This is a genomic window from Pseudomonas sp. KBN10P06128, from assembly GCF_037574945.1.
Lineage (GTDB): Bacteria > Pseudomonadota > Gammaproteobacteria > Pseudomonadales > Pseudomonadaceae > Pseudomonas > Pseudomonas aeruginosa.
On the sequence record NZ_JBBELR010000001.1, the window covers coordinates 1,433,059 to 1,456,538 of the forward strand.

15 protein-coding genes are annotated in these 23,480 nt (G+C 68.7%); 8 read left to right on the top strand and 7 right to left on the bottom strand.

All coding sequences use genetic code 11. The features are described 5' to 3' along the window. Nucleotides 1–6 precede the first annotated feature (6 nt). A complete protein-coding gene (gene mexL / locus VQ065_RS06680; protein WP_003092468.1) occupies nt 7–645 on the bottom strand; it encodes an efflux system transcriptional repressor MexL in 639 nt (212 codons plus the stop codon). A gap of 95 nt (nt 646–740) precedes the next feature. On the opposite strand from mexL, the gene mexJ reads away from it, so the two are divergent. Further along, nucleotides 741–1,844 carry a multidrug efflux RND transporter periplasmic adaptor subunit MexJ gene (gene mexJ / locus VQ065_RS06685; protein ID WP_003092466.1) on the top strand — a complete coding sequence of 368 codons (1,104 nt, stop codon included), beginning with the start codon at nt 741–743 and terminating at the stop codon, nt 1,842–1,844. 4 nt (nt 1,845–1,848) lie between these two features. Continuing rightward, on the top strand, nt 1,849–4,926 hold the full coding sequence (gene mexK, locus VQ065_RS06690) for a multidrug efflux RND transporter permease subunit MexK (RefSeq protein WP_003092464.1): 3,078 nt from the start codon (nt 1,849–1,851) through the stop codon (nt 4,924–4,926). A 40-nt stretch (nt 4,927–4,966) separates the two neighbouring features. Here mexK and VQ065_RS06695 read toward each other — a convergent pair whose 3' ends face one another. The 4 genes from VQ065_RS06695 to VQ065_RS06710 all read right to left on the bottom strand — a co-directional run bounded on the left by VQ065_RS06695 (nt 4,967) and on the right by VQ065_RS06710 (nt 8,120). Next, nucleotides 4,967–5,647: a DUF4197 domain-containing protein gene (locus tag VQ065_RS06695; RefSeq protein ID WP_003092461.1), complete on the bottom strand. Its 681-nt coding sequence runs from the start codon at nt 5,645–5,647 to the stop codon at nt 4,967–4,969. Nucleotides 5,648–5,783: 136 nt separating this feature from the next. Further along, a complete protein-coding gene (locus VQ065_RS06700; RefSeq protein ID WP_003092458.1) occupies nt 5,784–6,182 on the bottom strand; it encodes a YbaY family lipoprotein in 399 nt (132 codons plus the stop codon). A 73-nt stretch (nt 6,183–6,255) separates the two neighbouring features. After that, nucleotides 6,256–7,725 (bottom strand): inorganic phosphate transporter, encoded by a 1,470-nt coding sequence (locus VQ065_RS06705; protein ID WP_003093821.1) that lies wholly within the window; start codon nt 7,723–7,725, stop codon nt 6,256–6,258. 143 nt (nt 7,726–7,868) lie between these two features. After that, nucleotides 7,869–8,120 (bottom strand): hypothetical protein, encoded by a 252-nt coding sequence (locus VQ065_RS06710; protein ID WP_009315976.1) that lies wholly within the window; start codon nt 8,118–8,120, stop codon nt 7,869–7,871. Nucleotides 8,121–8,553: 433 nt separating this feature from the next. On the opposite strand from VQ065_RS06710, the gene VQ065_RS06715 reads away from it, so the two are divergent. Then, entirely contained in the window at nt 8,554–10,170 is a 1,617-nt protein-coding gene (locus tag VQ065_RS06715; RefSeq protein WP_003093807.1) for a methyl-accepting chemotaxis protein, read from the top strand. Here VQ065_RS06715 and chrA read toward each other — a convergent pair. Beyond that, on the bottom strand, nt 10,167–11,372 hold the full coding sequence (gene chrA / locus VQ065_RS06720) for a chromate efflux transporter (RefSeq protein ID WP_003093803.1): 1,206 nt from the start codon (nt 11,370–11,372) through the stop codon (nt 10,167–10,169). The genes VQ065_RS06715 and chrA overlap by 4 nt on opposite strands. A 54-nt stretch (nt 11,373–11,426) precedes the next feature. After that, nucleotides 11,427–12,230: an AraC family transcriptional regulator gene (locus tag VQ065_RS06725; RefSeq protein ID WP_003093801.1), complete on the bottom strand. Its 804-nt coding sequence runs from the start codon at nt 12,228–12,230 to the stop codon at nt 11,427–11,429. Nucleotides 12,231–12,329: 99 nt separating this feature from the next. On the opposite strand from VQ065_RS06725, the gene VQ065_RS06730 reads away from it, so the two are divergent. The 5 genes from VQ065_RS06730 (at nt 12,330) to recD (ending at nt 23,468) form a co-directional block, all read left to right on the top strand. Then, nucleotides 12,330–13,220, top strand: coding sequence for a DMT family transporter (locus tag VQ065_RS06730; RefSeq protein ID WP_003093799.1), 891 nt, complete (start codon nt 12,330–12,332; stop codon nt 13,218–13,220). A 112-nt stretch (nt 13,221–13,332) separates the two neighbouring features. Continuing rightward, a complete protein-coding gene (locus tag VQ065_RS06735; RefSeq protein ID WP_003110110.1) occupies nt 13,333–14,016 on the top strand; it encodes a lipoate--protein ligase family protein in 684 nt (227 codons plus the stop codon). Between the two features lie 40 nt (nt 14,017–14,056). Next, nucleotides 14,057–17,572, top strand: a complete 3,516-nt coding sequence (gene recC, locus VQ065_RS06740) for an exodeoxyribonuclease V subunit gamma (protein WP_023098820.1) — start codon at nt 14,057–14,059, stop codon at nt 17,570–17,572. After that, a complete protein-coding gene (gene recB, locus VQ065_RS06745; protein ID WP_003093781.1) occupies nt 17,569–21,306 on the top strand; it encodes an exodeoxyribonuclease V subunit beta in 3,738 nt (1,245 codons plus the stop codon). The genes recC and recB overlap by 4 nt, the downstream gene beginning before the upstream one ends. Beyond that, nucleotides 21,303–23,468, top strand: a complete 2,166-nt coding sequence (recD, locus tag VQ065_RS06750; protein WP_003093778.1) for an exodeoxyribonuclease V subunit alpha — start codon at nt 21,303–21,305, stop codon at nt 23,466–23,468. Before recB ends, recD begins: the two co-directional genes overlap by 4 nt. The last annotated feature ends 12 nt before the right edge of the window (nt 23,469–23,480 follow it).

The window sequence follows — 23,480 nt, forward strand, 5'->3', positions numbered from 1 at the left end:
ACTGCCTCAGCCGCCCGCGGCGAAGGCGCGCAGGAACAGCGCCACCACTTCTTCCACGTGCCGCTCGCCTTCGGCCTCGTCCAGCGGTTCGGCGCAGCCGATCAACAGACGGTAATTGGCGCAGCCCTTGACCAGCATGAAGAAGTGTTCGGCGGCGTGGCGCGCGTCCGGGAACGCCAGCTTGCCGCTGCGGCGGGCCTGCTCGAGGAGGCGTTCCATCTCGTCGATCACCTGCTTCGGCCCGGCCTCGAAGAACAGCTCGGAAAGCTTGGGGTTCTGCCCGGCCTGCGCGGCCATCAGGCGGGTCAGGGCGATCGCCTCGTGGCTGTTGATCAGCCGGTGGAAGCCGCGGGCGATATTCAGCAGGACCTTTTCCAGCGGCGCGCCTTCGGCCAGCTGGAAGTACAGGGCGGGAAGCTGCTCGGCGCACTTGGCCTTCACCGCTTCGCTGAACAGGGTTTCCTTGTCGGTGAAGTGGCTGTAGACGGTGAGCTTGGAAACGCCGGCTTCCGAGGCGATGGCTTCCATGCTGCTGCCGTCGTAGCCGTTGCAGAGGAACAGGCGCTTGGCCGCCTCGAGAATGGCTTCCCGTTTGGCCGGGTCCTTGGGCCGGCCGGGACCGACGGAGGAGGTGGATTCTGACATGCGCTTATACAATTGAAATACTGGACTGATGGGTTCTGTATTTTTACTATACCGCCCAGTATAAGAACTCGAACGCAGTTTGCGGAAGGTGTCACATGTACCGCCATATCCCGCTCGTCGCCCTGTCCCTGTTTTCCTCCCTGTTCCTCGCCGCCTGCGGCAACGGCACGCCGCCGCCAGCCGCGGCGCGTCCGGCGATCGTCGTCCAGCCCCAGCCGGCGGGGGAGGTGAGCCAGGCCTTTCCCGGCGAGATCCGCGCCCGCCACGAGCCGGAGCTGGCCTTCCGCATCGGCGGCAAGGTCATCCGCCGGCTGGTGGAAGTCGGCGAGCGGGTGAAGAAGGACCAGCCCCTGGCCGAACTCGATCCCCAGGACGTGCGCCTGCAACTGGAGGCGGCGCGGGCCCAGGTCAGTGCCGCCGAGGCCAACCTGCAGACCGTGCGCGCCGAGTACCGGCGCTACCGCACCTTGCTCGACCGCAACCTGGTCAGCCATTCCCAGTTCGAGAACATCCAGAACAGCTACCGCGCCGGCGAGGCGCGCTTGAAGCAGATCCGCGCCGAATTCAACGTCGCCGACAACCAGGCCGGCTACGCCGTGCTGCGCTCGCCCCAGGATGGCGTGATCGCCAGCCGGCGCGTCGAGGTGGGCCAGGTGGTGGCGGCCGGGCAGACGGTCTTCAGCCTGGCCGCCGACGGCGAGCGCGAGGTGCTGATCGGCCTGCCGGAACACAGCTTCGAACGTTTCCGCATCGGCCAGCCGGTGTCGGTCGAACTCTGGTCGCAACGCGACAGACGCTTTGCCGGGCATATCCGCGAGCTTTCGCCCGCGGCCGATCCGCAATCGCGTACCTTCGCCGCCCGGGTGGCCTTCGACGACCGCGCGACTCCGGCCGAACTGGGCCAGAGCGCGCGGGTCTACGTCGCCGCCGCCGAGGCGGTGCCGTTATCGGTTCCCTTGTCGGCGCTGACCGCAGAGGCCGGCCAGGCGTTCGTCTGGGTGGTCGAACCGGGCAGCTCGACCCTGCGCCGGCAGCCGGTGCGCACCGGTCCCTATGCCGAGGACCGTGTGCCGGTGCTCGAAGGCCTGAAGGCTGGCGACTGGGTGGTGGCCACCGGGGTCCAGGTGCTTCGCGAAGGGCAGCAGGTGCGTCCGATCGACCGGGCCAACCGCACGGTGAAACTGGCGGCCAAGGAGTAGTCGCATGTCCTTCAACCTTTCCGCCTGGGCGTTGCAGAATCGCCAGATCGTCCTGTACCTGATGATCCTGCTTGGCGCGGTTGGCGCGCTGTCCTACAGCAAGCTGGGGCAGAGCGAAGACCCGCCGTTCACCTTCAAGGCCATGGTGGTGCAGACCAACTGGCCGGGTGCCAGCGCCGAAGAGGTGGCCCGGCAGGTCACCGAGCGTATCGAGAAGAAGCTGATGGAAACCGGCGACTACGATCGCATCGTGTCCTTCTCCCGCCCCGGCGTCTCGCAGGTGACCTTCATGGCCCGCGAGGACATCCATTCCAGCGAGATCCCCGAACTCTGGTACCAGATCCGCAAGAAGATCAGCGACATTCGCGCCACCTTGCCGCAAAGCATCCAGGGCCCGTTCTTCAACGACGAGTTCGGCACCACCTACGGCAACATCTATGCGCTCACCGGCAAGGGCTTCGACTATGCGGTGATGAAGGACTATGCCGACCGCCTGCAACTGCAATTGCAGCGGATCAGGAACGTCGGCAAGGTCGAACTGATCGGCCTGCAGGACGAGAAGATCTGGATCGACCTGTCCAACACCAAGCTGGCCACCCTCGGCCTGCCCCTGGCGGCGGTGCAGAAGGCGCTGGAGGAACAGAACGCGGTGGCCTCCTCCGGGTTCTTCGAGACCGCCAGCGACCGCGTGCAATTGCGCGTTTCCGGGCGTTTCGATTCGGTGGAGGAGATCCGCGACTTCCCCATCCGCGTCGGCGACCGCACCTTCCGCATCGGCGATGTGGCCGAGGTTCGCCGCGGCTTCAACGATCCGCCGGCGCCGCGCATGCGCTTCATGGGCGAGGACGCCATCGGCCTGGCGGTAGCGATGAAGCCGGGCGGCGACATCCTGGTGCTGGGCAAGGCCCTGGAAACCGAGTTCGCCCGCCTGCAGCAGTCGCTGCCGGCCGGACTGGAACTGCGCAAGGTGTCCGACCAGCCGGCGGCGGTACGTACCGGGGTCGGCGAGTTCATCCGGGTGCTGGCCGAGGCGCTGGTGATCGTCCTGCTGGTGAGCTTCTTCTCCCTCGGCCTGCGCACCGGCCTGGTGGTGGCGCTGTCGATCCCGCTGGTGCTGGCGATGACCTTCGCCGCCATGCATTACTTCGGCATCGGCCTGCACAAGATTTCCCTCGGCGCCCTGGTGCTGGCGCTGGGATTGCTGGTGGACGACGCGATCATCGCGGTGGAGATGATGGCGGTGAAGATGGAGCAGGGCTACGACCGCCTCAAGGCGGCCAGCTTCGCCTGGACCAGCACCGCCTTCCCGATGCTCACCGGCACCCTGATCACCGCCGCCGGCTTCCTGCCGATCGCCACCGCGCAGTCCGGCACTGGCGAATACACCCGCTCGCTGTTCCAGGTGGTGACCATCGCCCTGGTGGTCTCCTGGTTCGCCGCGGTGGTCTTCGTTCCCTACCTGGGGGCCAAGCTGCTGCCGGACCTGGCCAGGTTGCACGCGCAGAAGCACGGCGGCAGCGCCGATGGCTACGATCCCTATGCTACGGCCTTCTACCAGCGCTTCCGGCGTCTGGTGGAGTGGTGCGTGCGCTACCGCAAGACGGTGATCGTCCTGACCCTCGCCGCCTTCGTCGGCGCGCTGCTGCTGTTCCGCCTGGTGCCGCAGCAGTTCTTCCCGCCCTCGGCGCGCCTGGAGCTGCTGCTGGACATCAAGCTGGCGGAGGGCGCCTCACTGCGCTCTACCGGCGAGGAAGTCCAGCGCCTGGAAAAAATGCTGCAGGGCCATGACGGCATCGACAACTACGTGGCCTACGTCGGCACCGGCTCGCCCCGCTTCTACCTGCCGCTGGACCAGCAATTGCCGGCGGCCAGCTTCGCCCAGGTGGTGGTGCTGGCCAAGGACCTGGAGAGCCGCGAGGCGCTGCGCAAGTGGCTGATCGAGCGGATGAACGAGGACTTCCCGCACCTGCGCAGCCGCATCAGTCGCCTGGAGAACGGGCCGCCGGTGGGCTATCCGGTGCAGTTCCGGGTTTCCGGCGAGGACATCCCGCAGGTTCGCGAACTGGCGCGCAAGGTCGCCGACAAGATGCGCGAGAACCCGCACGTGGTGAATGTGCACCTGGATTGGGAAGAGCCGAGCAAGGTGGTGTACCTGAGCATCGACCAGGAGCGCGCCCGTGCCCTGGGGGTGAGCACCGCCAGCCTGTCGCAGTTCCTGCAGAGCGCGCTGACCGGCTCGCACGTGAGCTTCTTCCGCGAAGACAACGAGCTGATCGAGATCCTCCTGCGCGGCACCGAGCAGGAGCGTCGTGACCTGTCGTTGCTGCCGAGCCTGGCGGTGCCGACCGAGAATGGCCGGAGCGTGGCGCTGTCGCAGATCGCTACGCTCGAATACGGCTTCGAAGAGGGCATCATCTGGCACCGCAACCGCCTGCCGACGGTCACCGTGCGCGCCGATATCTACGACGATTCGCTGCCGGCGACCCTGGTCGCGCAGATCGCCCCGACCCTGGAACCGATCCGCGCCGAGCTGCCGGACGGCTACCTGCTGGAGGTGGGCGGCACGGTGGAGGACGCGGCGAAGGGCCAGAGTTCGGTGAACGCCGGCGTGCCGCTGTTCATCGTGGTGGTGTTGAGCCTGCTGATGGTGCAGTTGCGCAGCTTCTCGCGGATGGCGATGGTATTCCTCACCGCACCGCTGGGCCTGATCGGCGTGACCCTGTTCCTGCTGCTGTTCCGCCAGCCGTTCGGCTTCGTGGCGATGCTCGGGACCATCGCCCTGGCCGGCATGATCATGCGCAACTCGGTAATCCTGGTGGACCAGATCGAACAGGACATCAGCCATGGACTGGATCGCTGGCACGCCATCATCGAGGCTACCGTGCGGCGTTTCCGGCCCATCGTGCTGACCGCGCTGGCGGCGGTGCTGGCGATGATCCCGCTGTCGCGCAGCGTGTTCTTCGGGCCGATGGCGGTGGCGATCATGGGCGGGCTGATCGTCGCCACCGTGCTCACCCTGCTGTTCCTGCCGGCGCTCTATGCCGCCTGGTTCCGCGTGAAGAAGGACGAGGCGCGGGCCTGACGGGAGAAGGGGACGGGGCGATCGCGCCCCGTCCGTCGACTCACCTGGCCGCGCCGAAGACCTTCTTGGCCAGGCCGGTGGCGGCCGCCGCCGGGTTCTGGCGGATGCTCTTCTCCTGCTTGGCGATCATCTCGAAGAGCCCGTCGAGGGCCTGTTCGGTGACATAGCCCTCGACGTTGGCGCTCTTCGCATCGACCACCCCAAGGGTCGCCGCCTGGCTGGCGAAGGCGTTGTACTGCTTGACCAGGCCGACCTCGTCGGTGGCCTGCTTGACGATCGGCAGGAACTTCGCGCGCAGCTGTTCGCGGCTGGACTTGTCCAGGTATTCGGTGGCGGCGTCGTCACCGCCCTTGAGGATGCCCTTGGCGTCGGCCACGGTCATCTTCTTCACCGCCTCCACCAGCAGGCCCTGGGCCTGCGGCACGGCAGCCTCGGCGGCGCGGTTCATGCTCGCCTCGAGCTGGTCGACCTGGGCGCCCATGCCGAACTGCTTCATCAGCTTCGCCGCCTTGCCCAGCTTGCCGGGCAGTTCGATGCGCACGTCCGGGTTGTTGTTGAAGCCGCCCGGCTGGCCAAGCTGGCGGACGGCGATCTGCGCGCCCTGGGTCAGGGCGTCCTTCAGGCCGCTGGAGGCGTCGTTCTGCGACAGGTCGGCGAGGGACAGGGCGAGGGCGTTGGCCGAGAGCAGCAGGCCGGCGCAGAGGGCAGTGAGTCGGAACATGACAGCGTCCTTGATGTGGAACGTACGGGGTATCCGGCCGCTCGTCGTGAGGTGGATCGGCAACCGGTAGCGAATAGGAGGTGGAGTGTACTGGAGGGAACCGCCGGTTCGCACCGGCGGCTTGCCGCGGTGTGCTTCAGCGCGCCGATTCGACCTGCACGCGATAGGGCTGCGGGTCGCTGCCGTCGAGTTTCACCGAGTGGCGGGTGGTGTTGATGAACAGCAAGCGGCCGTTCAGCTCGATGCGCGCGCTCACCGCGTAGCTGTGGCCCGGCTTGACCTGCTTCGGGTCGTACTCCAGGTGGAACGCCAGCGGCACCTGGCTGGTGATCTCGCGGGTCTGGCTGGCCAACTGCACCGACGGGGCGTCGGCCAGGGACACGTCTTCCAGGCTCACGCTCAGGCGCGCCGAGGGCGGCAGGGCGATACGCTCGCGGTAGAAGACCTCACCATCGAAGCTGGCGTTCGAAGTCGATTGCTGGGTACCGCAGCCGGCGAGGACGCTGGCGGCGAGCAGCAATGGCAGTTTTTTCATGGGAGCCTCCTTTCAGACGGAACAAAAAAACGCCTGCGGACAAGCAGGCGTTTTTTTCAACCGGCGAGGCGGCTCAGATGAATTGCGAGGCTAGCCAGAACAGGCCGGCGGACAGCGCCATCGAAGTCGGCAGGGTGAGCACCCAGGCCATCAGGATGTTGCGCACGGTGCCGCCGTGCAGGCCGCTCTTGTTCGCCACCATGGTCCCGGCCACGCCGGAGGACAGTACATGGGTGGTGGACACCGGCAGGCTGTAGATGTTGGCCATGCCGATGGCGGCGGCGGCGGTGATCTGCGCGCTCATGCCCTGGGCGTAGGTCATGCCCTGCTTGCCGATCTTCTCGCCGACGGTGAGCACTACGCGCTTCCAGCCGACCATGGTGCCGATGCCGAGAGCCAGGGCCACCGCGATGATGACCCAGAACGGCGCGTATTCGGTGGTCGCGGTCAGGTCCTTGCGTAGCTTCTCGAGGTCGGCCTTCTCCCGCGCCGGCAGGTCGGACAGCTTGCCGACCTTCTTCGCGGTGTCGTCCAGGCACAGCAGGTAGCGACGCACCTGCACGCGCTCGTCGGCGTCCAGGTCGTTGTAGCTGGGCACGCCGCGCAGGTCGCGGAGCAGCGCGTTGATGGTCGGCTCGGTCTGTTTCGGATCGCAGCGGTAGAACTGCGGCATCTCGCTGCCATTGCTCTTGCCCAGGGCCAGCATGTCGCCGAGGGTATCGGTATGGCGCTGGTAGAACTGGCTGAGGTGCAGGGCGGCGTCGCGGGTGCGCTCGATCTGGTAGGTGGTGCTGTTCAGGTCGAGGACGAACTTGGCCGGGACGATGCCGATCAGTACCAGCATGATCAGGCCGATACCCTTCTGGCCGTCGTTGGAGCCATGGACGAAGCTCACCGCCATGGCGGAAAGCACCAGCACCAGGCGGTTCCAGAACGGCGGGTGCTTCTTCTCGTCGAGTTCGCGACGGGTTTCCGGGGTCTTGTGCATCTTCGACAGCGGACGCCACCACTTCAGTCCGAGCAGGACCAGCGCGGCGACCATGAAGCCGGCCAGCGGCGAGAAGATCAGCGACAGGCCGATGTCGATCGCCTTCTGCCAGTTGATCCCTTCGGCCAGCGGCACGTCGGTGATCAGCGCATTGGCCAGGCCGACGCCGAGGATCGAGCCGATCAGGGTGTGCGAGCTGGAGGCCGGGATGCCGAAGTACCAGGTGCCGAGGTTCCAGGCGATGGCGGCGGCGAGCAGGGAGAAGACCATCGCCAGGCCATGGCCGGTGTTCACGTTGATCAGCAGTTCCACCGGCAGCAGGTGAACGATGGCGTAGGCTACGCCGACACCGCCGAGCAGCACGCCGAGGAAGTTGAACACACCGGAGAGCATCACCGCCCGGTAGGGGGACATCGCTTTGGTGTAGATGACGGTGGCCACCGCGTTGGCAGTGTCGTGGAAGCCGTTGATGAACTCGAAGGTGAGGACGAAGGCCAGGGCCAGCACCAGGCTGATACCCACCCAGGCATCGAGCCCGCTGAAAAGATCGAACATGTGAGAAACCGGTCAGAGACGGGGCGGCGATTATGCCAGATGCGTTTTTATCCGTCTGGAACTCCGGAAGGTTGCCATTGTCGCGGGCAACGCCCCGTCGCATCGGGCTTTGCGGGAAAAACGAAACAGATTGAAACGCTTCGTTATCCGTCGCTCTCCTGTCGGTTGGAGGTAAATGGAATGGGGTTCGCTGCTTCCTGCCCTGCCTTGAGACGCTCTTCTTCGATCTTCTGCAGTTCTCTGTCGAACGCCTGATCCTGAACGGTTGGGCGCTTGCGCCAGGGCTTGCGGTCGGGTTCCGGCTGGGCGGCATAAAGCGTCACTTCGCCGCCGTACACGTCCTTGTAACGCTGTTCCTCGCGCGCCAGCGCGGCACGCAATTCGTCTTTCGTCACGGGTGGTCCTGAGTCCAAAAAGAGCGGGCCCGATAGCGACCAGGCTGGGCGGAAGCGGGGTCCGGCCAGCGCCGGTTGGGAGTCTAGTCGACCGCTACCGGCTGTAAATGGGCGCGGAATTATAACGTGGGCTCCGGGCTTGTCATACGGTGTCGGCCGACGGACGGCAGGACGGAAATTCTTCGAGCGACCCCTGGAAATGCGGCGAAGCCCCCATGGATCAAGGCCTGGCCGACGCGTCCGGGGTGTTCTCCGCCTTTCGTCGCGGCCTGCGCTAGTCGAATGCCAGCCATTGGCCATACCACTAAGGAACGATGGCGGCGCTTCCGGGGGCGGGCTACAAACCGGACTACAAGTCAAATAAAGAAGCCCCGCCGTCGCCCGTCCGACCCCAGGGTCATGACGCAACGCCCCGGAGGCCGGAGATTTACTCATGCAGCCCGCTCGTTCCCGCATCCTCTTCGTCTGCCTGTTGCAGAGCCTGGCCCTGGTTCTCCTGCTGGTCGGCGCCCGGCATGGCTGGCTGCCGCTGTACCTGGCCCTGCCGCTCGGCGTGGCGCTGCTCTGGTTGCCCTGGCTGCTTCCCGGCAACCGCACGGCGGTGGCGACCGTCGGCGAGCCCGACATCGCCCGGCTGGCTCGCGACCTGTCCCATAACACCAGCCAGAACGCCCTGTCGGCCGCCGGCGTGGCGTTCTCGGTGAAGCGCCTGGCGGAGAAGCTGCAATCCCAGCTCGACGCCGCCGAACAGATCGTCGGCAGCGCCGAAGTGATGATCCACACCGAGCGCGCCACCTCCAATCTGGCGCGCCAGGCCATGGACGCCGCCACCCGGGCGCGCGCCGGCAGCGACGAGGGCCAGGTGCTGCTGGCCTCGACCATCGAGCGCATGCATCGGCTCAGCGAGCGGATGGGCGCCAGCCGCGAGGCGATCGAGGCGCTGAACCAGCGCAGCGAGGACATCCAGCGGGTCACCCTGGTGATCCAGGGCATCGCCAGCCAGACCAACCTGCTGGCCCTCAACGCGGCCATCGAGGCGGCCCGCGCCGGCGAGCATGGGCGCGGCTTCGCGGTGGTTGCCGAAGAGGTGCGCGGCCTGGCCGGACGTACCGCCGAGGCCACCGAGGAAGTCGGCCAGATGGTCGCCGAGATCCAGCGCCAGACCAGCGAGGTGGTCGAGCAGATCCGCCAGCTTTCCGAAGAGTTGGGCGAAGGGGTCGGCCAGGTCGAGCTGACCGGTCGGCAACTGGAAGGCATTGCCGAACTGGCGGCCGGGGTGGAGAGCCAGATTACCGAGATCGCCCAGGGCGCCGAGATCAACCGCAGCCAACTCGCCAGCCTGTTCGCCGCGGTCGAGCAAGTGCGCGGCGACCTCAGCGCCAGCGAGGAACAGACCTTGCGTCTCGGCGAAGCCGCCAGCCAGTTGGAGAACCAGGCCGAGGTGATCAGCGAGCGCCTCGCCGAGGTCAGCCTGGACGCCTACCACCAGTCGGTCTACGACCTCGCCCGGGAGGGCGCGGCGGCTATCGCCGCTCGCTTCGAGGAGGACGTGCGCAGCGGGCGCATCGACCTCGACGACCTGTTCGACCGCAGCTACCAGCCGTTGCCCAATACCCAGCCGACCAAGTACCGGACCCGCTTCGACAGCTACACCGACCAGGTCCTGCCGGGCATCCAGGAGCAGTTGCTGGAGCGCAACCGCAACCTGGTGTTCGCCATCGCCTGTACCCCCGAAGGCTACGTGCCCACCCACAATCGCGCCTTCGCCCATCCGCCCAGCGGTGACCCGCAGACGGACGCGTTGCGCAGCCGCAGCAAGCGCCTGTTCAACGACCGCACCGGGATTCGCTGCGGCAGCCACCAGCAGCCGCTGTTGCTACAGACCTACACCCGTGACACCGGCGAGCTGATGCACGATCTTTCGGTGCCGATCTTCATCCACGGCAAGCACTGGGGCGGCCTGCGCCTCGGCTATCGGCCGGAGGGCGCGGAGCCGGGCAAGGCGGCTGCGCCGGCGGCGCAGGGGCTGAGCCTGGCCTTGAACGGCTAGCCGGCTGCGGCGATCAGGCCGCCGGCCACGGCGCAGGCGAGCACCACTTGCCAGGGCGGCGTCTTCCAGGCGAGCAGGGCCAGCAGGGCGAAGAGCAGCAGGGCGAAGTCGGCCGGGCGCAGGATGCCTTCGGTCCAGAGCGGCTGGTACAGCGCCGCCAGCAGCAGGCCGACCACCGCCGCGTTGACCCCGGCCAGCGTTGCCCGTACCCGGCGTTCGTGGCGCAGGCGTTCCCAGAATGGCAAGGCACCGGCGACCAGCAGGAACGACGGCAGGAAGATCGCCAGCAGGCACAGCAGCGCGCCGCTCCAGCCGTTCGGCGCCGGGCCCGAGGCTGCGCCGAGGAACGCGGCGAAGGTGAAGAGCGGGCCCGGTACCGCCTGGGCGGCCGCGTAGCCGGCGAGGAAGGTATCGCCGTCGACCCAGCCGTTGGGCACCACTTCCGCCTGTAGCAGCGGCAGCACCACATGGCCGCCGCCGAACACCAGCGAGCCGGCCCGGTAGAACGCATCGAGCAGGCGCAGCCAGTGTTCCGGCCAGAGGCGCGCGGCCAGCGGCAGGCAGACCAGCAGCACGGCGAACAGGGTGAGGAACAGCAGCGCGCCGCGGTAGCCAATGGCGATCGGCAGCCGCTCGTGGCCTTCCCCGGCTTCCGTCTTCAACAGGGCGAGGCCGGCCAGGCCGGCACCGGCGATCACCGCGACCTGGGCCCAGGCCGTGGGCCAGGCCAGCACGCTCGCGCAGGACAGCGCCATCAGCGCCAGGCGCGGGCGATCCGGACACAGGCTGCGGCCCATGCCCCAGACCGCCTGGGCCACCACCGCCACCGCGGCGATCTTCAGGCCATGCAGCACGCCCTCGGGCAACAGCGCGCCCCAGCGTCCCAGACCGAGAGCGAAGAGTACCAGCAGCAGCGCCGAGGGCAGGGTGAAACCGAGCCAGGCGGCGAGGGCGCCGGGGTAGCCGGCGCGGGCCAGGCCGAGGGCCATGCCAACCTGGCTGCTGGCGGGGCCGGGGAGGAACTGGCAGAGGGCGACCAGGTCGGCGTAGCTGCTTTCGCTCAGCCAGCCGCGGCGGCGGACGAACTCGTCGCGGAAATAGCCGAGGTGGGCGATGGGCCCGCCGAAGGCGCTGCAGCCCAGCTTGAGAAAGGCGAGGAACACCGCGAGGGCAGTGTCGGGATGGCGGCTGGCGGTTGGCATGCGAACTCCGGATGGCGGCTGCTGCGAGCATAGCCGCAACGCATGCACGGCGGGTTACAGCATCGGCATGTCCTGGGCGCGGCTGGCCAGGCGGTATTGTTCCGGCGTGGTGCCGGCCAGCCGGCGGAACATCGAGATGAACGCCGAGGGGCTGCTGTAGCCGAGGTCGAAGGCGATTTGCTGGATCCCCCTGCCGGCTTCCAGCGCCTCGATGGCCGCGAGGAAGCGCAGGCGTTGGCGCCATTCGCCGAAGGTCATGCCCAGTTCGCGCTGGCAGTGTCGGGCCAGGGTTCGCTCGGTGCTGTGCACCTGCTGCGCCCATTGCGCCAGCGAGCGGTTGTCGCCCGGCTCGGCCTGCAGTGCGTCGAGCACCTCGCGCAGCGCCGGGGTACGGCTGTAGGGCAGGTAGTCGTCGTGGGGCTGGGCGCATTCCAGCTGGTCCATGACGACCCGGGCCAGGCGCAGGTCCTGCGCCGAGGTCGGCAGGTTGACCCCGCGCTCGGCGAAGTCCGAGAGGATCGCCTTGAGGATCGCGCTGATCGCCAGGGTGCAGGGTGTCGCCGGCAGGCGTCGTGACAGCTCGGTGGAGAGGTACAGCGAGCGGTAGACGATGGCCTGGCTGTTGTAGCAGCTGTGCACCCGCTCCGGTGGTATCCATACCGCGTATTGCGGAGGCGAGAGGAAGCGCTGGCCGTCGATCTCCAGCTGCATCACGCCATGGGCTGCATAGTTGAGCTGGCCCCAGGCGTGGGTGTGCGGCGGCGAATGGGTGTCGGCGCCGAACTCGTCATAGCGGAAATAGACGTCGAAAGACTGCCCCTGGAGATCGGGAAGGCGCAGCAGGGTGGTGGTCGACATGTCCGAACCTACGGGTGGTTTGTCTGGAATTCATTATACGTCTGTATTCGGACTGGCTCAGAATGGCCGCATATTCCTTTTTCATAGTGCGGAACCCTCATGCAATACCTGTTTCCCCTGCTGGCCGTGTTCATCTGGGCCGGCAACACCGTCGTCAACAAGCTCGCCGTGGGGATCATCCAGCCCGCCGAGATCGGTTTCTTCCGCTGGCTGCTGGTCGGCCTGGCGCTGACGCCCTTCATGCTCGGCCCGGTGCTGCGCAACCGCCGCTACATCCTCGCCAACCTCGGCAAGTTCGTGGTCCTCGGCCTGCTCGGCATGGCCGTCTACCAGAGCCTGGCCTACTACGCGGCGGCGCTGACCAGCGCCACCAACATGGGCATCATCCTGTCGCTGATGCCTCTGATGTCGCTGGGCCTGGCCAGCAGCATCCTGGCCCACCGGCTGAACGCCGGGGCGCTGCTCGGCGCGCTGGTGTCGCTGGCCGGCGTGGTGCTGGTGATCTCCCAGGGCCATCTCGGCGCTTTGCTGGAGCATGGAGTGAACCTCGGCGACGCGATGATGATCGTCGCCACCCTGGCCTATGCGGTGTACAGCGTGCTGCTGAAGAAATGGAGCCTGAAGCTGCCGGCCATGCAACTGCTCTACCTGCAGGTGCTGGTGGCGATCCTCGCCCTGCTGCCGCTGTACCTGCTGTCGCCGCGCACCGGCCTGAACGCCGCCAACCTGCCGCTGGTGCTGTACGCCGCGCTGTTCGCCTCGATCGTCGCCGCGCTGGCCTGGATGCACGGTGTCGCCCGTCTCGGGCCGAGCCGGATGGCGCTGTTCTTCAACCTGCTGCCGATCATCACCGCCTGCATCGCCACCCTGGTGCTCGGCGAGCGCCTGACCGTCCATCACCTGGTCGGCGGCGCGCTGACCCTGGCCGGGGTCCTGCTGGCCGAGTTCTGGCAGCGCCGCCCGGCCCGCCTGCGCTCGGCAACCTGCTGATTTCCCGGCAACTTCCTCGCGATTACGGCGCACGGAGGCGCCGCCACTGGCTATCATAAGCAGCGCTCCCCGCGCGGGAGCCGAGCCGTGCCAGCCTGGAAGAGGAAGAATCGTGGTCGAAGTGTTTTCCGTGCAGGATGGGCTGGACGCCGAGCGCGCCCTGCTCGACGAGGTGTGTGGCGGTGCCCGCGAGCATGGCCTGTTGCTCTGGCAGCCGTGCGATCGGGCGCTGGTCATGCCGCGCCGGATGGAGCGCCTGGAAGGATTCGCGCCGGCCAGCGCAGCGGTCGCCGAACGCGGCTGGCCGGTGCTGCTGCGCGATACCGGCGGCGAGCCGGTGCCGCAATCGCCGGGCGTGCTGAACATCGCCCTGTCCTATGCGCTGGGGCCCGGCGACAACGAGCAGACCCGTATCGAAACCGCCTACCTGCGGCTGTGCCAGCCGATCTGCGACTGGCTCCGTGAGCGCGGCCTGGACGCCGGTGTGGGCGCCGTGGCCGGTTCCTTCTGCGACGGCCGCTACAATGTCACCCTGGATGGGCGCAAGCTCGCCGGGACCGCACAACGCTGGCGGCGCAACGGCGCCGGCCGGCCGGTGGTGCTGGCGCACGCGGCGCTGCTGGTCGGCGCCGAGCGCGAGGAGATGGTCGAGGTGGTCAACACCTTCACCCGCCGTTGCGCCAGTGCCCCGGATTGCCAGGCGGACAGCCATCTCGGCCTGAGCGAGCGCTGGAGCGATTTCCGCATGGCCGACAGCCTCGAACTGGAACGACGCTTCGTCGCCGCCCGATCCTGACCTCTTTCGCCAGAGCCTTGCGCCAGGAATAGCCGTACCGATGCCAGAACCCTTGGGAACCACCGCCCTCACGCCCGGATTCATGATCGTCCACGGCAATCGCCTGGACGACCTGCGCGACCTCGCCGTTTCCTGGATGCGCCGCTATCCGCTGGCGCCGCTGGAAAGCGAGCGGGTCCTGGTGCACAGCAACGGCATCGCCCAATGGTTGAAGCTGGCATTGGCCGAAGATCCCCGCGAGGACGGCGGCGGCGGTGGCGGCATCGCCGCGGCGCTGGAGGTGCAGTTGCCGGCGCAGTTCCTCTGGCAGGCCTATCGCGCGGTGCTGGGCCGCGAAAGCATTCCCGAGGTTTCCGAACTGGACAAGGCGCCGCTGACCTGGCGCCTGATGCGTCTGCTTCCCGGATTGCTGGAGCGTCCCGAGTTCCGCACCCTGCAACGTTTCCTCGCCGACGATGCCGACCTGCGCAAGCGTCATCAACTGGCCGAGCGCCTGGCCGACCTGTTCGACCAGTACCAGGTCTATCGCGGCGACTGGCTCGACGACTGGAGCCAGGGCCGCGACCAGTTGCGCACGGCGAACGGGCAGGCGCGCCCGCTCGGTGCCGACGAGCGCTGGCAGGCCGAATTGTGGCGCGCGCTGCTCGCCGACGTCGGTGCCGATAGCCTGGCCCGCAGCCGCTCCGGCGTGCACCGGCGCTTCATCGAGGCGCTGCGCTTCGCCAGCGCGGCGCCGCGCGCGTTGCCGCGACGAGTGGTGGTGTTCGGGATTTCCTCGATGCCGGCGCAGACCCTCGAGGCGCTGGCCGCCCTGGCCAGGTTCAGCCAGGTGCTGCTCTGCGTGCACAACCCCTGTCGCCACCACTGGGCCGACATCGTCGCCGACAAGGACCTGTTGCGCCACGAGTACCGCCGCCAGCAGCGCCGCGCCGGCGTCCCCGCCGACCTCGACGAGGACCGCCAGCACCAGCATGCCCAGCCGTTGCTGGCGGCCTGGGGCAAGCAGGGCCGCGACTACATCAACCTGCTCGACAGCTACGACGACCCGGACAGCTATCGGAACCTGTTCGGCGAGGTCAACGGCGGGCGCATCGACCTGTTCAGCGAGGAGGCCCCGCACGGGCTGCTCGGCCAGTTGCAGGACGATATCCTCGAACTGCGCCCGTTGGCGGAAACCCGCGAGCACTGGCCGCCGGTGGCGCCGCGGAGCGACGCCTCGATCCGCTTCCATGTGGCCCACAGCGCGCAGCGCGAAGTGGAGATCCTCCACGACCAGTTGCTCGCCCGCTTCAACGCCGATCCGAGCCTGAAGCCGCGCGACGTGATCGTCATGGTCCCCGACATCAACGCCTACGCACCGCACATCGAGGCGGTGTTCGGCCAGGTGCCGCGCGACGACCAGCGCTTCATTCCCTATACCCTGGCCGACCAGGGACAGCGCGGTCGCGAGCCGCTGCTGATCGCCCTGGAGCACCTGCTGAAACTGCCCGACAGCCGTTTCGCCGTGAGCGAGATCCTCGACCTGCTGGACGTCCCGGCATTGCGCCGGCGTTTCGGCGTCGACGAGGCCGACCTGGCGACCCTGCACCGCTGGATCGAAGGCGCCGGCGTGCGCTGGGGGCTGGATGCCGCGCAGCGCGAGCGTCTCGGCCTGCCAGCGGGACTGGAGGGCAACAGTTGGCGCTTCGGTCTGCGGCGCATGCTGCTCGGCTACGCGGTCGGCGAAGGCGCGGCCCTGCAAGGCATCCAGCCCTACGATGAGGTCGGTGGCCTGGACGCCGCCCTGGCAGGCCCGCTGGCTGTGCTGCTGGAGCGCCTCGAGGTGGCCTACGCGGAGCTGGCCGAACCGGCCACCCCGGCGCAGTGGGGCGAGCGCCTGCAGGCCCTGCTCACGGTGTTCTTCGAGGCCCCCGACGAGCGCGACGAACTGCTCCTCACCCAGCTCCTGCAACTGCTCGAGCGCTGGCAGGAACACTGCGCCTGTGCGGCCTTCGCCGAGCCGCTGCCGATCAGCGTGATACGCGAGGCCTGGCTCGGCGGCCTGGACCAGGGCGGCCTGAACCAGCGCTTCCTGGCTGGCGCGGTGAGTTTCTGCACGTTGATGCCGATGCGCGCGATCCCGTTCCGGCTGGTCTGCCTGCTTGGCATGAACGATGGCGACTACCCCCGCCAGCAGTCGCCGCTGGATTTCGACCTGATGCGCAACGACTACCGCCCCGGCGACCGCTCGCGGCGCGAGGACGACCGCTACCTGCTGCTCGAGGCGCTGCTCTCGGCGCGCGAGCAACTCTACGTGAGTTGGGTGGGGCGGAGTATCCGCGACAATGGCGAGCGGCCGCCCTCGGTGCTGATCGGCCAGTTGCGCGATCACCTGGCGGCCGGCTGGCGCCTGGACTCGGACGGCGACGGCGAGGCGCTGCTGCGTGCCCTGACCCAGGAGCATCCGCTGCAGCCGTTCAGCCGCCGGTATTTTCACGATGCGCCGGAGCAGGGCGTCGATGGCCTGTTCACCTACGCCCGCGAGTGGCGCGAGGTCCATCGCGAGGACGAGATCGGCGCTCCCGACGCCGAAGCGCCCCTGCCGCCGCTGGAGCTGGAGGGCGCGCTGGGGCTGCGAGCGCTGGCGGAGTTCCTCGCCAACCCGGTGAATGCGTTCTTCCAGCAGCGGCTCAAGGTGCGCTTCGACGACGAGCAATTGACCGGCAACGACGAAGAGCCTTTCGAACTGGACGCGCTGGACAACTGGAAGCTGCAATTCGAGCTGACCGAACGCATGAAGCGCTGGGTCGAGCGAGACTGGGATGCCGAGGGCCTGCCGGTGCAGTTGCAGGCCCAGGTCGAGCGACTGCGGCGACAGGGTCGCCTGCCGCTGGCGGCGTTCGGCGAGTTCTCCGCGCGCCATTTGCTGCAACCGCTGCCCGACCTGCTCTGGCGCTACCGCCAGGAAATCGAGCGCTGGCCGGAGGCGGTCGAGCAGCAGCAGGAGTTGCGCCATCGCCATCCGTCCGGGCTGGAGCTGGAGGACTGGCTCGGCGGCTTGCGTCGCGACGCTTCCGGGCGCCTGGCGCGCCTGCAATTGCTCAGCGGCAAGCTCCATGAGGGGCGCAGCTTCAAGTGGCACAGCCTGGTACGCCACTGGTTGCAGCACCTCGCCCTGCAACGTCTCGGCCAGCCGGTGCGCAGCGTGCTGGTGAGCCAGACCGGCACCCTGGAGATTCCGCCGCTGCCGAGCGAGCGCGCCGGCGAGTACCTCGACCAGTTGATCGACGCCTGGCGCCAGGGCATGCGCCAGCCGTTGCCGCTGGCCTGCCGGACCGCTTTCGCCTGGCTCGCCAGTGGTGGCGCCGCAGAGCCCGAGAAAGCCATGCGCGAGGCGCGCAAGCGCTACGAGGGAGGGTTCGGCATGGGGGGCGAGGTGGACGCCTCGCCGGCGCTGGCTCGGGTCTATCCGGACTTCGACCGGCTGCTCGCCAGCGGTGAGTTCGCGCACTGGGCCGAGCAGCTCTACGCGCCGCTGCTGGCTGCCCTGGGGCGTGGCGCGGAGGAGCAGGCATGAGCCAGCAGCAGATGCCCGTGGCCCTCGATCCGCTGGACTTCCCGTTGCACGGCAGCCGCCTGATCGAGGCCAGCGCCGGTACCGGCAAGACGTTCACCATCGCCCTGCTATACGTACGCCTGGTCCTCGACCATGGCGGCGAGAGCGCTTTCGGCCGGCCGCTGAGCCCGCCGGAAATCCTCGTGGTGACCTTCACCGATGCGGCGACCCAGGAACTCCGCGAGCGTATCCGCAGCCGCCTGGGCGAAGCGGCGCGTTGTTTCGCCGAGCCGCAGGAGCGCCACGACGGCCTGCTGGTCGCGTTGCGTCAACAGTATCCCGCCGAGCGCTGGCCGGGCTGCGCGCGCCTGCTGCGCCTGGCCGCGGAGTGGATGGACGAGGCCGCGGTATCGACCATCCACAGTTGGTGCTACCGGATGCTGCGCGAGCACGCCTTCGACAGCGGCAGCCTGTTCACCCAGAACCTGGAAACCGACCAGAGCGAATTGCTCGCCGAAGTGGTGCGGGACTACTGGCGGCGCAACTTCTACGGCCTGACGGCTCCGGCGGCGCAAGCCGTGGCCAGTTGCTACAGTGGGCCGGAGGCGCTGGGCAAGGCCTTGCAGCCGCTGCTGGCGCGGCAGGACGCCGACTTCCGCTACGCCGACCAGGCGCTGAGTGCGCCCGAGTCGCTGGCAGCCTTGCTGGAGCAGGGCGGCGACTGGTATCGCCAGCTCGACCAACTGGACGCGCAGGCCCGCGCCGTCTGGCGCGCAGCGCGCGTCGAACTGGAAGCGCTGCTGCGCGACCTGCGTCCCTACCTGAACGGCAACAGCTATCGCGGCAAGGACAGCGACGAGACCTTCGACGCCTGGCTGCAAGCGTTGGCGGACTGGAGCGAGGGCGGCGAGCAGCCGGCCAACCTGGGCAAGTTCGGCCAGACCCGGATCAAGCTCACCGCCAAGCGCGTGGCGCCCGAGCATGCCGCGCTAAGGGCCATCGACGCCTGGGCCGCGCATCAGGAAGAGCGTCCCGATCTCGCTCCCCACCTGTTGTTGCACGCGCTGGGCGAAGTCGGGCGCGAACTGGAGGTCGAGAAGCAGCGGCGTGCCGAGATCGGCTTCGACGACCTGCTCAGCCGCCTCGACCGCGCCTTGCAGGGGCCTGGTGGCGAGCGCCTGGCGCAATTGATCCGCGAGCAGTTCCCGGTGGCGCTGATCGACGAGTTCCAGGATACCGACCCGGTGCAGTACCGGATCTTCGAGCGTATCTACCGGATCGCCGCCGATCCCGGCGAGCCCCAGGCGCGGGAGACCGGCCTGTTCATGATCGGCGACCCCAAGCAGGCGATCTACGCCTTCCGCGGTGCCGACATCCATACCTACCTGCGCGCCCGCGAGGCCACTCGCGGGCGGCATTACACCCTCGGCAAGAACTTCCGCTCGACCGCCGCCATGGTGGCGGCCGCCAACCGCTGCTTCGCCTTCGCCGAAGAGCATCCGCGCGGCGCCTTCCGTTTCGCCCGCGAGGGGCTGGAAAACCCGGTGCCGTTCCATGCGGTGGACGCCCAGGGGCGCGCCGAACGTTTGTTGATCGACGGTGCCGAGGCGCCGGCGATGACGTTCTGGAACCTTGACGCCGAAGCCGGCGTGCTCGGCTCCGCGGCGTATCGCCAGGAAATGGCCGAGCGCAGCGCCAGCGCCATCCGCCGCTGGCTGAGCCTGGCCGACCTGGGCCGCGCCGGCTTCGCCGACGAGCAGGGCGGCTGGCGGGCGTTGCGCCCGGCGGATATCGCCATCCTCGTCCGCGGTCGCGCCGAGGCCGAGGCGATCCGTAGCGCGTTGGCGGCGCGGCGTCTGGCCAGCGTCTACCTGTCCGACCGCGACTCGGTGTTCGACAGCCAGGAGGCCGCCGACCTGCTGCATTGGCTGCGCGCCTGCGCCGACCCCGGCGCCGATGCGCTGCTGCGGGTCGCCCTGGCTACCCGCAGCCTGCACCTGGACTGGGCGACCCTGGAGCGATTGAACCAGGACGAACTGTTCTGGGAACGGATGGTCCTGCGCTTCCGCGACTATCGCCGGTCCTGGCAGGCCCAGGGCGTATTGCCGATGCTGCGGCGCCTGCTCGCCGACTTCGAACTGCCGGCGCGCCTGCTGCGGCACGCCGATGGCGAGCGCAGCCTGACCAACCTGCTGCACCTGGCCGAGTGGCTGCAGCGCGCGGCGGTGGAGCTGGACGGCGAGCACGCGCTGATCCGCCATCTGGCCGAGCAGGTGCAGAGTCCGGGGAGCGAAGAGATCCTCCGCCTGGAAAGCGACGCCGACCTGATCAAGGTGGTGACCATCCACAAGTCCAAGGGGCTGGAATACCCCTTGGTGCTGCTGCCCTTCATCTGCAGCTGGAGGGAGCTGGACGGCAACAGCGGCGCGCCGGCGAGTTTCCACGAGGATGGCGCTGCAGGGCGGGTCATCGAGCTGGCGCGGCGCAAGGAGCAGGCTGCGCGGGCCTACGAGCAGGCCAACGACGAGCGCCTCGGCGAAGACATGCGCCTGCTCTACGTGGCCCTGACCCGCGCTCGCCATTCGGTGTGGCTGGGCATCGCGCCGCTGGTGGCGAGCAACAGTAAGTCGCCGGAGTTGCACAAGGGGGCCCTGGGCTACCTGCTTGCCGGCGGCGCGACCATCGGTAGCGATGGCCTCGGCCAATGCCTCGCCGCGCTGCGCGGCGAGTGCCGGGAGATCGTCGTCGAGCCGGCCCCCGAGGCGGACGCCGAACGCTATGTCGCAGGGCGCGGCCAGGGCCTTGGGCAGGCCCGCGAAACCCGCCGCAGCAGCCGCGAGAAGTGGTGGGTCGCCAGCTATTCCGGCCTGCAATTGCAGGCCTCCGCCGGGCTGGACGATGACGAGGCGTTGGAGAGCGACGAATCGCAGGAGCCGATCAGCGCCGAGGAAGCCACCTTCCACGAAGAAGGCCGTTCCGCCGAACAGCCGCCGGTCGCGCACGCCAGCGAGATGCGCGACGACCTGCATCGCTTCCCGCGCGGACCGGCTCCCGGCACCTTCCTCCACGGGCTGCTCGAATGGGCCGGCCGCGAAGGCTTCGATGTGGCGCGCGCCGATGCCCAGCGGCGCCGCGAACTGGTCGCGCGACGCTGCGACCTGCGGGGCTGGAAGGACTGGGCCGAACCGCTCGATCTGTGGCTGGAACAGTATCTCGCCGAACCGCTGCGCTGGCCCGGTGGCGAAACCAGCCTGGCCGGGCTGGTCGCCTACCAGGTGGAAATGGAGTTCTGGTTCGCCACCCACCAGGTCCAGGCCGAGGCGATCGACGCCCTGGTCCGGCGCCATACCCTTGGCGGCGCGGCGCGTCCGACGCTGGCGCCGACCCTGCTGAACGGCATGTTCAAGGGCTTCGTCGACCTGGTCTTCGAGCACCAGGGGCGTTTCTACGTGGCCGACTACAAGTCCAACTGGCTGGGCGCCGACGATGGCGCCTACAGCCCGGAAGCGATGACCGCCGCGGTGCTGGAGAACCGTTATGACCTGCAGTACGTGTTGTACCTGCTGGCCCTGCACCGGCAGTTGAAGGCGCGCCTGCCCGACTACGACTACGACCGCCACATGGGCGGCGCCGTGTACCTGTTCCTCCGCGGCGCCCGCGCGGCGACCCAGGGCCTGCACTTCGAGCGCCCGCCGCGGGAATTGATCGAACGCCTGGACGCGCTGTTCAGCGGCCAGCCGGGAGCCGAGCGATGAATCCGACCCTCAAGCAACTGGCCGGCGAAGTCCGCGATGGCCGCGACGACCAGGTAGCGCAACCGCTGGCGGCACGCCACGACCTGCTGCGCCAGCTCGACCTGTGGGTGGCGCGCGGCTGGCTACGGGCGCTGGACCGGGCGTTCGTCGCCTTCCTCGTCGAGTTGCAGCCGCAGGCCGATCCCCGGGTGCTGCTGGCGGCGGCGCTGACCAGCCACCAACTGGGCCACGGGCACGTCTGCCTGGACCTGGAGGCGACCCTCGGCGCGCCTGACGCGGCACTGTCGCTGCCGCCGGAAGGCGACGAAGGCCGCGATGTGCTGCTGCCGTCGCAACTGCTGCGTGGCGTGCGCCTCGACGCCTGGCGCGAGGCCCTGGCGGCGTCATCGCTGGTGGAGGTGGTCGACGAGCGCCCAGGCGATCCCGAGCCGAGCGAGACGGCGACCTCGCCGCTGGTGCTTTGCGCTCAGCGTCTCTACCTGCGTCGTTACTGGCGGCACGAGCTGGAAATCGCCCTGGCCCTGCGCGAGCGCCTGGGTCGGCAGGCGCCCCTGGCCGCAGACCTGGCGCCGCGCCTGGCCGCGCTGTTCGCGCAGGCGCCGACGGAAGACGGCCAGCGCGTCACCGACTGGCAGAAGCTGGCCTGTGCCCTGGCGGCCCGCGGCTATTTCAGCCTGATCACCGGCGGTCCCGGTACCGGCAAGACCACCACCGTGGTGCGCCTGCTCGGTCTGCTCCAGGCACCGGCGGTAGTCGCCGGCCAGCCGCTGCGCATCCGCCTCGCGGCGCCCACCGGCAAGGCCGCGGCGCGTCTCTCCGAATCCATCGGCCAGCAGGTCCGGGCCCTGCCGCTGGCGGAAGACGTGTTGCAGGCGATCCCCGCCGAGGTCACTACCCTGCACCGTCTGCTCGGCAGCCGTCCGGATACCCGGCACTTCCGCCACCACCGGGACAACCCTTTGGCGCTGGACGTGCTGGTGGTGGACGAGGCCTCGATGATCGACCTGGAAATGATGGCCAGCCTGCTCGATGCGCTACCGCCGCAGGCGCGCCTGATCCTGCTCGGCGACAAGGACCAGTTGGCCTCGGTAGAGGCCGGCGCGGTGCTCGGCGATCTCTGCCGGGATGCCGAGGAGGGCTGGTACAGCGCCGAGACCCGCGCCTGGTTGCAGCGGGTCAGCGGCGAAACCTGGCAGGGCTTGCGCGAAGGTTCGGCGCAGGCGCATCCGCTGGCGCAACAGACCGTCATGCTGCGGCATTCCCGGCGCTTCGGCGCGAGCAGCGGGATCGGGCGCCTGGCGCGGCTGGTCAACCGGCAACAGGCCGATGACGCGCGCGCGCTGCTGGACAGTCCGCCCGCCGACCTCTTCGACCTGCGCCTGCGCGGGGAGCGCGATGCAGCCTTCGCCCGGCTGTTCGTCGACGGTCATCCGCAGGCGCCGGGCACGCCGTACGGCTACCGGCACTACCTGCAACGCCTGGCCGAGGGCCGCCCGGCCGCCGGACTGGCGCTGGAGGATGGCGCCTGGGAGCGCTGGGCGCAGTCGGTACTGACGGCTTTCGACGCCTTCCGCCTGCTCTGCGCGCTGCGCCGCGGCCCATGGGGCGTGGAAGGACTGAACCAGCGGGTGGCGGCGGAACTGCTGCGCCTTGGCCTGATCGAGGCCGATCACGGCTGGTACGAGGGGCGGCCGGTACTGGTGACGCGCAACGACTACAGCCTGGGGCTGATGAACGGCGATATCGGCATCGCCCTGCGCCTGCCCGAGCGCAACGACGACGGCAGCCTGCGCTTCGCGCTGCGCGTGGCCTTCCCGCGCAACGACGGTAGCGGCGGCGTGCGCTTCGTCCTGCCGAGCCGCCTGGTCGAGGTGGACACCGTGTTCGCCATGACCGTGCACAAGTCGCAGGGTTCGGAGTTCGCCCATACCGCGCTGGTCCTGCCGGACGCGCTGAACCCGGTGCTGACCAAGGAGCTGGTGTACACCGGTATCACCCGCGCCCGCGACTGGTTCAGCCTGGTGGAAAGCCTGCCCGGGGTGTTCGAGGAAGCAGTGCGGCGCAAGGTGCGCCGGCTCAGCGGGCTGATGCTGCATCTGCGGCCGGAAAGGGAAGAGCAGCCGCCGCATGCTCCGGGTGAACAGACCGAGCTGCCGTTCTGACGTGCCGCCTGG

What these genes read in the sequence shown, in the direction of transcription:
- mexL (WP_003092468.1), bottom strand. Translation starts at nt 645, where the DNA reads ATGTCAGAATCCACCTCCTCCGTCGGTCCCGGCCGGCCCAAGGACCCG.
- mexJ (WP_003092466.1), top strand. Translation starts at nt 741, where the DNA reads ATGTACCGCCATATCCCGCTCGTCGCCCTGTCCCTGTTTTCCTCCCTG.
- mexK (WP_003092464.1), top strand. Translation starts at nt 1,849, where the DNA reads ATGTCCTTCAACCTTTCCGCCTGGGCGTTGCAGAATCGCCAGATCGTC.
- VQ065_RS06695 (WP_003092461.1), bottom strand. Translation starts at nt 5,647, where the DNA reads ATGTTCCGACTCACTGCCCTCTGCGCCGGCCTGCTGCTCTCGGCCAAC.
- VQ065_RS06700 (WP_003092458.1), bottom strand. Translation starts at nt 6,182, where the DNA reads ATGAAAAAACTGCCATTGCTGCTCGCCGCCAGCGTCCTCGCCGGCTGC.
- VQ065_RS06705 (WP_003093821.1), bottom strand. Translation starts at nt 7,725, where the DNA reads ATGTTCGATCTTTTCAGCGGGCTCGATGCCTGGGTGGGTATCAGCCTG.
- VQ065_RS06715 (WP_003093807.1), top strand. Translation starts at nt 8,554, where the DNA reads ATGCAGCCCGCTCGTTCCCGCATCCTCTTCGTCTGCCTGTTGCAGAGC.
- chrA (WP_003093803.1), bottom strand. Translation starts at nt 11,372, where the DNA reads ATGCCAACCGCCAGCCGCCATCCCGACACTGCCCTCGCGGTGTTCCTC.
- VQ065_RS06725 (WP_003093801.1), bottom strand. Translation starts at nt 12,230, where the DNA reads ATGTCGACCACCACCCTGCTGCGCCTTCCCGATCTCCAGGGGCAGTCT.
- VQ065_RS06730 (WP_003093799.1), top strand. Translation starts at nt 12,330, where the DNA reads ATGCAATACCTGTTTCCCCTGCTGGCCGTGTTCATCTGGGCCGGCAAC.
- recC (WP_023098820.1), top strand. Translation starts at nt 14,057, where the DNA reads ATGCCAGAACCCTTGGGAACCACCGCCCTCACGCCCGGATTCATGATC.
- recB (WP_003093781.1), top strand. Translation starts at nt 17,569, where the DNA reads ATGAGCCAGCAGCAGATGCCCGTGGCCCTCGATCCGCTGGACTTCCCG.
- recD (WP_003093778.1), top strand. Translation starts at nt 21,303, where the DNA reads ATGAATCCGACCCTCAAGCAACTGGCCGGCGAAGTCCGCGATGGCCGC.